This window comes from Mesorhizobium sp. B2-4-15 (genome assembly GCF_006658505.1).
Classification (GTDB): Bacteria; Pseudomonadota; Alphaproteobacteria; order Rhizobiales; family Rhizobiaceae; genus Mesorhizobium.
The window spans coordinates 1-12,551 of the sequence record NZ_VFUZ01000049.1; the positions used below are offsets into that span (position 1 = coordinate 1).

Annotated in this window: 12 protein-coding genes; 7 read left to right on the plus strand and 5 right to left on the minus strand. The window is 62.8% G+C overall.

Annotated features, from left to right (window positions below; all coding sequences use genetic code 11):
• The first annotated feature begins 244 nt into the window (after nucleotides 1-244).
• Entirely contained in the window at nucleotides 245-745 is a 501-nt protein-coding gene (gene secB, locus FJ930_RS29635) for a protein-export chaperone SecB (protein ID WP_140740611.1), read from the plus strand.
• A 491-nt stretch (nucleotides 746-1,236) separates the two neighbouring features.
• The gene (locus FJ930_RS29645) at nucleotides 1,237-2,877 is read left to right on the plus strand and encodes an ABC transporter substrate-binding protein (protein ID WP_141841142.1); all 1,641 of its coding nucleotides are present in this window, start codon (nucleotides 1,237-1,239) and stop codon (nucleotides 2,875-2,877) included.
• Between the two features lie 220 nt (nucleotides 2,878-3,097).
• On the opposite strand, the gene FJ930_RS29650 is transcribed toward FJ930_RS29645, so the two are convergent.
• From FJ930_RS29650 to lepA, 4 genes are all read right to left on the minus strand, one after another.
• Nucleotides 3,098-3,610 carry a hypothetical protein gene (locus FJ930_RS29650; protein ID WP_141841143.1) on the minus strand — a complete coding sequence of 171 codons (513 nt, stop codon included), beginning with the start codon at nucleotides 3,608-3,610 and terminating at the stop codon, nucleotides 3,098-3,100.
• Nucleotides 3,611-3,710: 100 nt separating this feature from the next.
• A complete protein-coding gene (locus FJ930_RS29655; protein WP_141841144.1) occupies nucleotides 3,711-4,454 on the minus strand; it encodes a hypothetical protein in 744 nt (247 codons plus the stop codon).
• Nucleotides 4,451-4,978, minus strand: a complete 528-nt coding sequence (locus FJ930_RS29660; protein WP_141841145.1) for a hypothetical protein — start codon at nucleotides 4,976-4,978, stop codon at nucleotides 4,451-4,453. Before FJ930_RS29660 ends, FJ930_RS29655 begins: the two co-directional genes overlap by 4 nt.
• A gap of 361 nt (nucleotides 4,979-5,339) precedes the next feature.
• Nucleotides 5,340-7,145, minus strand: a complete 1,806-nt coding sequence (gene lepA / locus FJ930_RS29665; protein WP_141841146.1) for a translation elongation factor 4 — start codon at nucleotides 7,143-7,145, stop codon at nucleotides 5,340-5,342.
• A gap of 208 nt (nucleotides 7,146-7,353) precedes the next feature.
• On the opposite strand from lepA, the gene FJ930_RS29670 reads away from it, so the two are divergent.
• The 5 genes from FJ930_RS29670 to msrA all read left to right on the plus strand — a co-directional run bounded on the left by FJ930_RS29670 (nucleotide 7,354) and on the right by msrA (nucleotide 11,217).
• A complete protein-coding gene (locus FJ930_RS29670) occupies nucleotides 7,354-8,403 on the plus strand; it encodes a TadE/TadG family type IV pilus assembly protein (RefSeq protein ID WP_141841147.1) in 1,050 nt (349 codons plus the stop codon).
• Between the two features lie 114 nt (nucleotides 8,404-8,517).
• The gene (locus FJ930_RS29675) at nucleotides 8,518-8,889 is read left to right on the plus strand and encodes an endonuclease domain-containing protein (RefSeq protein WP_141841148.1); all 372 of its coding nucleotides are present in this window, start codon (nucleotides 8,518-8,520) and stop codon (nucleotides 8,887-8,889) included.
• A 265-nt stretch (nucleotides 8,890-9,154) separates the two neighbouring features.
• Nucleotides 9,155-9,853 (plus strand): DUF1223 domain-containing protein, encoded by a 699-nt coding sequence (locus tag FJ930_RS29680; RefSeq protein WP_141841149.1) that lies wholly within the window; start codon nucleotides 9,155-9,157, stop codon nucleotides 9,851-9,853.
• A 129-nt stretch (nucleotides 9,854-9,982) separates the two neighbouring features.
• Nucleotides 9,983-10,306 carry a hypothetical protein gene (locus tag FJ930_RS29685; RefSeq protein WP_141841150.1) on the plus strand — a complete coding sequence of 108 codons (324 nt, stop codon included), beginning with the start codon at nucleotides 9,983-9,985 and terminating at the stop codon, nucleotides 10,304-10,306.
• 185 nt (nucleotides 10,307-10,491) lie between these two features.
• Entirely contained in the window at nucleotides 10,492-11,217 is a 726-nt protein-coding gene (gene msrA / locus FJ930_RS29690) for a peptide-methionine (S)-S-oxide reductase MsrA (protein ID WP_141841151.1), read from the plus strand.
• Between the two features lie 177 nt (nucleotides 11,218-11,394).
• Here the strand turns inward: msrA and FJ930_RS29695 are convergent, their stop codons facing one another.
• Complete coding sequence (locus FJ930_RS29695) at nucleotides 11,395-12,399, minus strand: cytochrome d ubiquinol oxidase subunit II (protein WP_141841152.1); 1,005 nt, start codon at nucleotides 12,397-12,399, stop codon at nucleotides 11,395-11,397.
• Nucleotides 12,400-12,551 lie beyond the last annotated feature (152 nt).

The following is a 12,551-nucleotide window of genomic DNA, read 5'->3' on the forward strand; positions in this document are numbered from 1 at the left end:
ACGCTGGTGATTGGCGAAAATCGCGGATGACAGCACCCCTCTCCCCGTCCCTATACGGGGAGAGGATGCCGGCAGGCAGGTGAGGGGCGGCGCTACCCCGGGATATTGATCTCACCCACAAAAGCTCCAAACCATCGCCCTGCCCCGAAGGCGGCAAACCTTGTCTTGTCATGCCGGCCATGGTAGCGAACGCCCGATTTCAATTCGGTCAGCAACGCTGCCCAGGCAAAAGGATATCAGGCTCATGGCCAGCAATGATGACGCGCCCGCCGGCGCGGCCAACGGAAACGGCAACGCGACGCAGCCCTCGCTCAATGTCCTGGCCCAGTATGTCAAGGACCTGTCCTTCGAAAGCCCCGGCGCGCCGAATTCGCTGCGCGGCCGCGACAAGGCTCCCGGCATCGCCATCAATGTCAACGTCAACGCCAATCCGCTCTCCGACAAGCAGTTCGACGTCAACCTGACGCTGAACGCCAAGGCTTCCTTCGACCAGGAAGTGCTGTTCAACGTCGAGCTGGTCTATGGCGGCGTCTTCGCCATTTCGGGCTTCCCGCAGGAGCACATGCTGCCGATCCTGTTCATCGAGTGCCCGCGCCTGCTGTTCCCCTTCGCCCGCCAGATCATCGCCGAGGCGACGCGCAATGGCGGCTTCCCGCCGCTGATGCTCGACCCGATCGATTTCGCCCAGATGTTCCAGCAGAAGATCGCCGAAGACCAGGCCGCGTCCAAGGTCCAGGTGAGCTGAGGCTTCTCATCCTCGTTTCCGAAAAGCCCGGCCCTCGCGCCGGGCTTTTTTGTTTGTGCTGCCGCAACGTCGGCGGGACAGCACCCCCCTCTGTCCTGCCGGACATCTCCCCCGCATAGGGGGAGATTGGCAGTTTCTGCCTAGCGCCCGTCCTTCAACGTTGGCGATAATTGGCGGAAGCATTCGCGACATTCGATCTCCCCCCTTGCGGGGGAGATGTCCGGCAGGACAGAGGGGGGTGTGAAGGATCTCGGCGTCGGATAGCCGGAACCGCTCTTCACCCCCTGCGGACCAGCGCACAAGTCCTGCGGATTCCAGAACATTCCGCCGCGTCACCCCGCCCTATCATTCCCTCTCAGGCAATGGCGCCCCGGCGGTCGCGGCCGCCCCACGTTGGCGCGGTCCACTGGGGCGAGCCAATTTCCGTGCATGCCGTTGTCCCAAAACCGCCTCGTATTTTGGGCGGCATGCACCAACAAGAGGGAACGACGATGAAATTCATGCTGACCGACCGCAAGCTGCACCCACGGGCCAAGCCCGTCGCCGACGATTTCAAAAAGGGCGGCATCAACCGCCGCGAATATTTCGCGCTCATGGCCGGCCTAGGCGTCAGCGCCGCCGGCGCTTTTGCGCTGGGCGGCCTCGCCCCGACGCCGGCCCGCGCGGCGGAACCGAAGAAGGGCGGCACCTTGCGCGTCGCCATGAACGTCAAGGGTTTCAAGGACCCGCGCACCTTCGACGGCGTCGAAATGTCCAACGTCGCCCGCCACTGCAACGAATATCTGGTGCGCTGGAACACCGACTTCACCTTCGAGCCCTGGCTGCTGGAAAAATGGGAGATGAGCGACGACGCCAGGACGCTGACGCTGCATGTGCGCAAGAGCATCACCTGGTCGAATGGTGACGCCTTCAACGCCGACGATGTGATCCACAACCTCAACCGCTGGTGCGAGGCCGGTGTGGCCGGCAATTCGGTCGCCGCGCGCATGGGCGCGCTGGTCAATGCCGACACCAAGAAAGTGGTCGATGGCGGCATCCAGAAGCTCGACGACCACACGATAAAACTCAATCTGCCGAAGCCCGACATTTCGCTTGTCGCCGGCATGGCCGACTATCCGGCGCTGATCATGCACCGCTCCTATGATGGCAATGGCGATCCCATGAAGGCGCTGGCCATCACCACCGGCCCCTGCGAACTGGTGAAATGGGACGCCGAGACGGGCGCCGAGGTGAAGCGTAAGGACAAGCCCTGGTGGAAGGGCGACTTCTACCTCGACGGTATCCAGTGGATCGACTACGGCTCCGACCCCAACGCCATGCTGTCGGCCTTCGAGTCCGGCGAGATCGACACCGACCACGAAACCGCTTCCGATGCCGTGTCGCAGACCGAGAAGATGGGGCTGAAGAATTCCGAGATCGCCACCGGCTCCACCATCGTCGCCCGCTTCAATGTCTCCAACGCGCCCTATGACGACGTCAAGGTGCGCCGCGCCGCCCAGCTCGCCGTCGACAATTCCGCCGTGCTGAAGCTCGGCCTCGACGGCCGCGGCAAGCCCGCCGACAACCACCATGTTGGCCCCATGCACCCCGAATATGCCGATATCGGCCCGGCCAAACGCGACGTGGAGGCGGCGAAAAAGCTGCTCACGGAGGCCGGCAAGGCGGACCATGAATATGAGCTGATCTCGGTCGACATCGAATGGCAGAAGAGCACGGCGGACGCCATCGCCGCGCAGATCCGCGAGGCCGGTCTGAAGATCAAGCGCACCGTGCTGCCCGCCGCCACCTTCTGGAACGACTGGAGCAAGTTCCCCTACTCCTGCACCGAATGGCTCGGCCGCCCGCTCGGCGTCCAGGTGCTGGCGCTGGCGTATAAATCGGGCGCGGCCTGGAACGAGAGCGCCTATGCCGACAAGGAATTCGACGAGCTGCTCGACAAGGCGCTGGCCATGCCCGACCCCGCCCAGCGCAAGGAGATCATGGCTGGGATCGAAAAGAACCTGCGCGATTCAGGCATCATCATCCAACCCTACTGGCGCTCGGTCTACCGGACGTACCGCAAGGGCATCGAAGGCTGCGAACAGCACCAGGCGCTGGAACAGCATTTCGAGAAGGTGTGGATTGGGGGGTGAGGCAGAGCGCGTTCTTCCCTTCCCCCCTTGTGGGGGAAGGTGGCCTCGCGAAGCGAGGTCGGATGAGGGGTGTTCCAGCTTGGCGACACCTCAACAATCACGAGACTAGAAAACACCAACGCCACACTCCGCTGGAACACCCCTCATCCGTCTCGGCGCTAAGGCGCCGATCCACCTTCTCCCACAAGGGGAGAAGGCAAGTCGCGCCGCGCAATCCCACTCACCGCGCCGGCCTCACCAGCGTCCAGATCCAACCAGCAAAGGTCGCCACCAGGAACGGATAGCCGGCGGCGGGCAGGGGCGACGAGGTCGGCAGCAGCGGCGTGCCCCACAGCACCATGCCCACCGAGGCCAGGAACAGGGCGGCGGCGATGAACGCGGTGAACCGCATCCACAGCGCGAAGGTGCTGGGCACGCTGACCATGATCAGCGCCGCCGCCCAAAGCGAGATGCCGCCGACATAGGAAGGCACGCTGGCCTCGAGCCCCGCCGCATTGCCGGATAAAAGCAGGCTTTCGCCGGCAAGGAAGGTCAGGAAGCCTGCCGCGACGCAATCATTGCCCAGCCGCTGGTATTTCATGGTGAGCAACGCCGTCGCCACCACCAGCGCCACGCCGTCGATCGCCCAAAGCGTTTCGCGCAGCGCAGCGCTGGCAACGAAGGTGCCGGCGAGGCCGAAGACGCCGCCGATTGCGAGGCCGAGCGCGGCGATGGTGTCCGAAGTGGTGCGCATGTGATGTTCCCCCAAAAGCAAGGATACTTCAAGGCAGAACGTTCTCAAGGGGCGGACCATCGACGCGTGTTTCCATGCCATCACGCAGGTTAGCCGCTTGTCAATGTCGGATGCGGTGCTGGAAGACATCGTCAACTTTTCCGACTGGGATCATTTGCGCCAGCGACTGCAGAAAGCCTACATCGGCTGCATTCCATTTTGCGGCTTTGTCATAGACTAGGTAGTGCGCGGGGTCGTCCTCTCTGCGGCCAACATCCATGTGCGCTGCAGCTTTGGCATTGATCGAACTAGGATGCGGGTTCACATGATCGAACAGGATTCGAGCGCTCTCTAGGCCGACCTGAAAATCAAAGTGATATATTCGATTGCTAGCGCCTGCGACCTCCACCTCCTTTGCGATATTGCGGCGTCCAAACGTCACAACAAGAGATTCGTAAAGCCGCTCGACCAGCTTAACGCCAACTTCGTTGGTGTACTTGTCTAGAGCATAGCGCGCGGCGATCGAAGCGGTGTTGGCGACCAATGAAATCAACGTCGGAACGTGAGCGACATCAATCGCCGGCGACGTGATCTGGTTTCCCTCGAGCCGCAGGCCGTTCTGTCTGCAGAAAGGTCCAAGCCAGCGAGCAATGTCGGGTACTGCTATGCCGTGGGCTTCCACCGTATGCGCCGTCGCGCCTCTATCTGAGACAACGCAAAGGTCTGTACCGCCAGATACGTAAACCGTCACAGATCCATTGGAAGGATACAAGCAGCCTGTCGCAACCGCGATCTCGTTATCAACGAGAAACGTCTTAAAGCAGTTCTGGTCGACCAGAACTTTAAGCTCTTCAATCTTGCTCATAACAGTCTTCCGCGCGATGGGCGTTCAATGAAGACGCCGTTGTGAAAGACGATGTTGACACTCTGACAAAACCAAAACAGGGCCGACTGATACGACATTATAGCAGGGTCAAGCGGCCGAGCGTAGGAAAGTTCCTTCGGAAGCGCATTTGAATCGCAAAGGCAAGCGTTGTCCGGCCATGCGTGACAATGCGGCCCATAAATCCTGCTCTCAAATTCTGAAAAATCTCCTACGGGATTATCGTGAAATTTCTCACGTGGGTCGAAATCCAGCCGCGCAATGCAGGGCGGCACGTTCAACGTAATTGTAAAACCGTTATTGCCGCTCATTGGAAAGGACATAATATCCACCGACGCGCTAACGGGGATACCGTCGATCGCGAGAAGGTATTTGAGTCGACACTCTTCGGTATGGGCGTCACAAGACCACCCATCAGTCCCCTCAACTGTCTTGGTCGCAGCAAGAAAATCTGCCACTGCTTCAGCAGCATGCCTATCTGCTTTGATATCCAGCCATTTGGCCATCAATTCCCCCGATCATGGGATTAACAGGCAAACAATAGGAAAATCAACAGTTACCTCGCCATGTATCTAATTAAGAATTCAGCAACTTGCCCGATTGCCGGCAGCTTGTTTTTGAACGCCGTAAAGCGACACGATAAGCAACAAATAAGCAAAAATCGATAATTTATACAGGATATTCCAGGTACGCATGGCTGGTGGCGCCGCCACTGAATAGCACCTAAGAACGTTGACGCAGCTGTATCGCCTTTGACGGTATGGAAGGAACACCGCTTTTGCGCGGGCGTATAATTTTGACGAAAAAGGATAGGATAGACGGATAGCAGGGAAACTCTCGCCGCGCGCTATGCGCGCCAACCGGCTCTCAATCGCCCATCTTCAAGGCCTGGATAAACGCCTCCTGCGGAATATCGACCTTCCCAAATTGCCGCATCCGCTTCTTGCCCTCTTTCTGCTTGTCGAGCAGCTTGCGTTTGCGCGAGACGTCGCCGCCGTAGCACTTCGCCGTCACGTCCTTGCGCAGCGCCGAGATGGTTTCGCGGGCGATGACCTTGCCGCCGATGGCGGCCTGGATCGGGATCTTGAAGAGGTGGTGCGGGATCAGCTCCTTCAGCTTCTCCACCATCTGCCGGCCGCGCTTTTCCGCCGCCGTGCGGTGCACCAGCATCGACAGCGCGTCGACCGGCTCCTCGTTGACCAGGATCGACATCTTCACCAGATCGCCCTCCCGATAGTCGGTCAGGTGGTAGTCGAAGGAGGCGTAGCCCTTGGAGATCGACTTCAACCGGTCATAGAAGTCGAAGACGACTTCGTTGAGCGGCAGATCGTAGGTGAGCATGGCGCGCTTGCCGACATAGGAGAGGTCTACCTGGATGCCGCGACGGTCCTGGCAGAGTTTCAATATGCCGCCGAGATAGTCGTCGGGCGTCAGGATCGTGGCGCGGATCCACGGCTCCTCGATAGCCGAGATCTTGACCACGTCGGGCATGTCGGCCGGGTTGTGCAGCTCCTTCATCGAGCCGTCATTGAGCAGCAGCCGGTAGACGACGGAGGGCGCGGTGGCGATGAGGTCGAGGTTGAACTCGCGCTCCAGCCGCTCCTGGATGATTTCCAGGTGCAGCAGGCCGAGGAAGCCGCAGCGATAGCCGAAGCCGAGCGCGGCGGACGTTTCCATTTCATAGGAGAAGCTGGCGTCGTTGAGGCGCAGTTTGCCGACGGCGGCGCGCAGGTCCTCGAAATCGGCGGCGTCGACCGGGAACAGGCCGCAGAACACCACCGGCTGCGCTGGCTTGAAGCCCGGCAGCGCATGCGCGGTCTGGCGCTTGTCCTCGGTGATGGTGTCGCCGACGCGGGTGTCGGCCACTTCCTTGATCGAGCCGGTGAAGAAACCGAACTCGCCGGGGCCGAGCTCCTCGACATTGACGCGGGCGGGCGTGAACACGCCGGTGCGCTCGACCAGGTACTTGGCGCCGGTGCCCATCATGCGGATGGTCTGGCCCTTCTTCAGCACGCCGTCGATGATGCGCACCAGGACGATGACGCCGAGATAGGCGTCGTACCAGCTGTCGACCAGCATCGCCTTCAAGGGCGCGGTGGCGTCACCCTCGCGCGGCGGCGGCAATTGGTGGACGATCGCTTCCAGCACGTCGGGAATGCCCAGCCCCGTCTTGGCCGAGATCAGCACGGCGTTGGAGGCATCGATGCCGATCACCTCCTCGACCTGCTCGCGGATGCGCTCGGGCTCGGCGGCCGGCAGGTCGACCTTGTTCAGCACCACGACGATCTCATGGTTGTTGTCGATCGCCTGGTAGACATTGGCCAGCGTCTGCGCCTCGACGCCCTGGCTGGCGTCGACCACCAGCAGCGAGCCCTCGCAGGCGGCCAGCGACCGTGACACTTCATAGGCGAAGTCGACATGGCCGGGCGTGTCGATCAGGTTGAGGATATAGTCCTCGCCATTCAAGGCACGGTATTTCAACCGCACGGTCTGCGCCTTGATGGTGATGCCGCGCTCGCGCTCGATGTCCATCGAGTCCAGCACCTGCTCCTTCATGTCGCGCGCCTCCAGCCCTCCGGTCAGCTGGATCAGGCGGTCGGCAAGCGTGGATTTGCCATGGTCGATATGGGCGACGATGGAGAAATTGCGGATGTGGTCGAGGGGCGTGCTCATGCCGGGCGCTTTAGCAGGGGCGGCAATCGGCGGCAAGGCTTGCGGCGCAAGGGCTGCCCTGGCGATCACAAAGCGGTGAGCATTGCCGGAAAAATCGAAAATCCGGGCCTGGCGGCCTGGAATGCATAAATTTTAAAGGATCGCGTTAGACCTTGGTTGTCGGCGGCATGGTATTCGCACGGCCGCTCATGTGTTTCGGGGGTAAGAAATGCGCAATGTTGCAAGCGGGTTTGCCCGCTCCCGCAGCGGCTCCATCATGCCGCTGTTCTTCCTGAGTATGGTGCCGCTGATCACCGTCGTCGGCTTTGCCGTCGATTATACGTCGGCCGTGCAGACCAGGTCCAATCAGCAGCAGGCGCTGGATGCGGCGATCCTGTCGATCACCACCATGGATACCGCCTCGACGCTGCAGCAGCGCCAGCAGGGGCTGCAGGATTCCTTCATCGCCAACGGCGGACAAGGCAGCGCGACGCTGACCAGCTTCGTGGCTGGCACCGCCACCACCGCCACCACCGCGCGGGCCACGGCAAGTTTCGCCATGCCCACCGTTTTCATGACCATCGCCAGGATTGACACCGTCCCGGTCGCCGTCGCCTCGGCGGTCAGCAAGCCGCCGGCGCTGGTGCAGGCGAACTTTAAGGTCACCGGGGCGTCGGGCTGGTGGAACAAGACGATGACGCTCTACGGCACGCAGTTCGGCGCGACGGTGGCCAAGCCGCTGATGACGATCGACTACACCTATGGCAAGACCGGAGATCCGAAAGGCTATGGCACCACCACCACCAGCGTCCTGACGACCGATTCAACCGGCAAGACCGTCACCACGGTGGCTCAGAAGCAGGTCTGCACCGTCGGCAACAACCCACCCGCCGGCGTGACCCTCAAGCAGGATGCGAGCGGCACGAAATATTACTGTGTCGATACGATGTATCCGGCCAACGGCGCCGGCGCGTCGATCGACGTCAGCCAGATGGGTGGCCTCTACATGCAGATGTATGTTCCATCGGGGAAGCCGCAATATCTCACGACGAATGATCCGACCACCTCCAACCGGCTCTATATCGACGGCGTCGAAGTGCCGACCGGGCAAAAGGTCGACATCTTCTCCGCCGTCCCTTGCAACCAGTCCAGCAACCAGGCCTGGGAAGACGGCGGCAGTCCGGTGCCGGCGCCAGTCTCCAATGCGGACTTCTTCTACACCGTCTCCGGCAAGTGCGACTTCAACCAGCGGCCCTCGAACACGGTGCTGACGCAGTAAGGGCGAAAACGGCTCTTCCCTTCCCCCCCCTTGTGGGGGAAGGTGGATCGGCGCGCAGCGCCGAGACGGATGAGGGGTGTTGGACGGAGCGCTACGTGCAGCTAATCTGACGTCATGCCGCATCAACCTGTCGCCTCCGCCAAACGCAATTTTGCCCGTTCCCTCCGACGCGCCATGACGGAGGCAGAGGAGAGGCTCTGGCAGGAACTGCGTGACCGCAGGCTCGACCGAATAAAGTTCCGGCGTCAGACCCCTATCGGAAAATACGTTGCCGATTTCGTTTGCCTCGAAGCTGGGCTGATAATCGAGATCGATGGCAGCCAACACGCGGAGTCGGATACTGACCGGATCCGCAAGGCCGAGCTGGAGTCGAAGGGCTTTCGAGTTCTGCGTTTCTGGAATGATGATGTCCTGAAGGACATCGACGGCGTCTGCGACACGATCATCGCGTATGTAAGGGACACCACTCTGCAGCCGTGGCGGTAATCGCGCCTTCTTCCTTCTCCCCCTACGGGAGAAGGTTTCGCCGAAGGCGACGGATGAGGGGTGTTCCAGGGAACACCAAAGCCTCATTTCTTCCAGCACCCCTCATCCGTCTCGCCGCTGCGCGGCGATCCACCTTCTCCCACAGGGGGAGAAGGAAAACGCGCGCCCGATCACGAACCGGTGAGCGCTGTAACGAAGCGGCAAATGGCGGCGAAGTGGGGATATGACCGGCGCAACCGAGCGCCGTCCCCCACGGAGCAAGCCGATGTCGCAGGCCAGACGCAGCAAATTCATCGCATTGTCCGGCGCGCTTGCGCTCGCGGCCACGCTCGGGGCGGCGCAAGCCCAGCCGCTCACCGTGGTCGAGCTGTTCACCAGCCAGGGCTGCTCGTCCTGCCCGCCGGCCAACGCCAATCTGATCAAGGTCAAGGACCAGCCCGGTGTGCTGGCGCTGTCCTTCAACGTCACCTACTGGGACTATCTCGGCTGGAAGGACACGTTCGGAAAGCCCGAATTCACCCAGCGCCAGGTTTCCTACGAGCCGCCGCTCGGCCATGACGGGCCGTTCACGCCGCAAGTGGTGGTCAACGGCCATGCCGACGTCGTCGGCGCCGCACCCGGCGAGATCGAACATCTGATCACCGCCGCTGGCAAGACCGGCGGTCCGTCGCTGTCGCTCGACGGCGGCAAGGTCGTGATCGGCGCCGGCCCGGCCCCGGGCGGCAAGGCCGATGTCTGGCTGGTGCGCTATGCCAGGGGCGTCGTGCAGGTGCCGGTCGCGCGCGGCGAAAACACCGGCCGCACCTTGCCGCACGCCAATGTCGTCCACGCGCTGCAAAAGGTGGGCAGCTGGACGGGCGATGCCGCCACCTATGCGCTGCCCGCGGCGTCCGGCGGCCTCAGCACCGCCGTGCTGGTGCAATCGCCGGGCGGCGGGCCGATCCTGGCCGCCGCCACCAACTAGCCAGATCGCCTCACCGAAGGATCGGATCGCACGCAATTTTGCGCTACGCCGCCTGAGCGGCGTCGCAAAAGCCCGGCCGCCGCAAGGGCGCGCCACCAACCACCAACGCCAACCGCAAGGAAACCACCAATGACCAATTTTTCCCGCCTGACGCTGCCGGCGCTCGCTCTCGCTCTCTGCTCGACGGCGCTGCTGGCCGGCGGCATCGCCCGCGCCGACGACGCCACCAACGCCATGAAGCCGGCCGCCAACGCGATGGCGCCGGCGGCGGACGCCATGAAGCCGGCAACGGATGCCATGAAGCCGGCTGACCCGATGGCCACCGACGCCATGAAGCCGGCAACGGATGCCATGAAGCCAGCCGACGCGATGAAGCCCGCCGATGCCATGAAGCCGGCGACGGACGCGATGAAGCCGGCGGATGCGATGGGAGCGACGGCTCCGGCCAATTAGGCCCTGGGCCACGGCTCCCGGCCGTCCCTGCCATGGCCGTTCCTGTCCAAGGTCGGGGGCGGCCATTTTACCCGGGATGCCGGCGCCGGCGCACACGAATGTGAGCTTCCGCCGCAACTCGTGCATCGCGCGGACCTACCCGATCCAATAGACTGATCCCTGTGGAAGCCATGAGGAGTGCAACCATGACCAATATCAAGAACCGTTCGACCAGCCTTGTCAGGGGCGCGCTGGCCGCGCTCGTCCTGGCCGCCGCCGGCGCCGCCTTCTGGCTGACGCCAGCCGTTTCCGCCGAGGACGCGGTGAAGATCCCGCCGCCGGCGATGGACGAAAAGGCGGCTGGCGGCACCGAGACGGCGATCTTCGCCGGCGGCTGCTTCTGGGGTGTGCAAGGCGTGTTCCAGCACGTCAAGGGCGTCAGCAAGGCCGTCTCCGGCTACACTGGCGGGTCGAAGGAAAACGCCGTCTACGAGACAGTCGGCACCGGCCGCACCGGGCATGCCGAATCCGTCGAGATCACCTATGACCCGTCAAAGGTCACCTACGGCCAGCTGCTGCAGGTCTATTTCTCTGTCGCCCACAATCCGACGCAGCTCAATTACCAGGGGCCGGACTCGGGCACGCAATACCGCTCGACCATCTTCGCCGAAAACGATACGCAGAAGAAGATCGCCGAGAGCTACATCGCCCAGCTCGACAAGGCCAAGGTGTTCCCCGAGCCGATCGTCACCACGCTGGAGACCGGCAAGACCTTCTATCCGGCCGAGAACTACCACCAGGACTTCCTGACGCTGAACCCGACCTACCCCTACATCGTCTACAACGACCTGCCCAAGGTGGCGAACCTGAAGACGCTGTTCCCGGCGCTGTACAGCGAAAAGCCGGTGCTGGTGCTGTCGGCGAGCAATTGAGGTTCGAAGGGGCGCAATCTCCCCCCTCGAGGGGGAGATGTCGCCGAAGGCGACAGAGGGGGTCGCCGCGCGTGGAGCGCTGCGCTCACCTCCATCCGCCGCCGGAGGCCGAACCCGGTCGAGCCGACCCCCTCTGGCCTACCGGCCATCTCCCCCTCGAGGGGGGAGATTGCCCTCTCAATCGTAGGTCAGATCCGTCGCCTTGCCGCCGAACACACGATAGGCATAGAACGAATAGAAGATGATGATCGGCAGCACCACCACGGTGCCCACCAGGATGATGGCCAGGCTTTCGGGCGCCGACGCCGCCTGCCAGATGGTCAGCCGGTCGGGCACCACGAACGGGTAGAACGACCAGGCGAGGCCGGCAAAGCCCAGCACGAAGATGCCGGCCAGCGTCAGGAACGGCGTCAGCGCATGGCGGTCGTCCGGCCTGGGCAGGTGGAAGGTCTGCCGCCACAGCCACAGGAACAGCAGCGCCGAAAGGATCGGCAGCGGCGACAGGTACAGCATCTCGGGCCAGACGAACCATTTGTCGAAGATGCGCGGGCTGGCGAAGGGTGTCGCCAGCGACACGGCCGCCATGCCGAGCGCGGTCAGCACCAGCGCGGTGCGCAGCCAGCGCACCGCCTTCCTCTGCAACGCGCCTTCGGTCTTGTAGATCACCCAGGCCGCACCCATTGCCGCGTAGGCGGCTGCCAGGCAGAGCGCCACCAGCAGGCCGAACGCCATGCCGCCCGGGCCGACATCGAGGCCGAGCACATAGACGCCCAGCATATAGCCCTGCGCCAGCGAGGCGATCATCGAGCCGAGGAAGAAGATGCGGTTCCAGCGGTGCTTGCGCTCGGTCGGCACCTTGGCGCGGAAGTCGAAGGCGACGCCGCGCAGGATCAGCCCGACCAGCAGCACGAAGACCGGAATATAGAGCGCGGTCAGGATGACGCCATGCGCCATCGGGAAGGCGACCAGCAGCAGGCCGACAGCCAGCACCAGCCAGGTCTCGTTGGCGTCCCAGAACGGACCGATCGCCGCGATCATCGTGTCCTGCTCGGTGTCTTCCGCCGCGGCGAACAGAATGCCGATGCCGAGATCGAAGCCGTCGAGAATGACATAGATCAGGATGGCGAGGCCCATCAGGCCGGCGAAGATCAGCGGCAGCAGGGTTGGCCAGTCGTAGGTCATCGCTATGTCTCCCAGCCGCGATGGGCCGGGTGCACGGCCTTACCGCTTGAAGCGATCGTTTCAAATTGATTGTGGGGGTCCGCGCCGCCCCTCATCGCCCTGCCGGCATCCTCTCCCCGTATAGGGACGGGGAGAGGGGCGCTGTCGTCACC

Bases quoted from the DNA above. Each gene is read 5' to 3' on its own strand.
- FJ930_RS29660 (WP_141841145.1), bottom strand. From the start codon at position 4,978: ATGGCCAAATGGCTGGATATCAAAGCAGATAGGCATGCTGCTGAAGCA.
- secB (WP_140740611.1), top strand. From the start codon at position 245: ATGGCCAGCAATGATGACGCGCCCGCCGGCGCGGCCAACGGAAACGGC.
- FJ930_RS29695 (WP_141841152.1), bottom strand. From the start codon at position 12,399: ATGACCTACGACTGGCCAACCCTGCTGCCGCTGATCTTCGCCGGCCTG.
- msrA (WP_141841151.1), top strand. From the start codon at position 10,492: ATGACCAATATCAAGAACCGTTCGACCAGCCTTGTCAGGGGCGCGCTG.
- FJ930_RS29685 (WP_141841150.1), top strand. From the start codon at position 9,983: ATGACCAATTTTTCCCGCCTGACGCTGCCGGCGCTCGCTCTCGCTCTC.
- FJ930_RS29645 (WP_141841142.1), top strand. From the start codon at position 1,237: ATGAAATTCATGCTGACCGACCGCAAGCTGCACCCACGGGCCAAGCCC.
- FJ930_RS29680 (WP_141841149.1), top strand. From the start codon at position 9,155: ATGTCGCAGGCCAGACGCAGCAAATTCATCGCATTGTCCGGCGCGCTT.
- FJ930_RS29650 (WP_141841143.1), bottom strand. From the start codon at position 3,610: ATGCGCACCACTTCGGACACCATCGCCGCGCTCGGCCTCGCAATCGGC.
- FJ930_RS29675 (WP_141841148.1), top strand. From the start codon at position 8,518: ATGCCGCATCAACCTGTCGCCTCCGCCAAACGCAATTTTGCCCGTTCC.
- FJ930_RS29655 (WP_141841144.1), bottom strand. From the start codon at position 4,454: ATGAGCAAGATTGAAGAGCTTAAAGTTCTGGTCGACCAGAACTGCTTT.
- lepA (WP_141841146.1), bottom strand. From the start codon at position 7,145: ATGAGCACGCCCCTCGACCACATCCGCAATTTCTCCATCGTCGCCCAT.
- FJ930_RS29670 (WP_141841147.1), top strand. From the start codon at position 7,354: ATGCGCAATGTTGCAAGCGGGTTTGCCCGCTCCCGCAGCGGCTCCATC.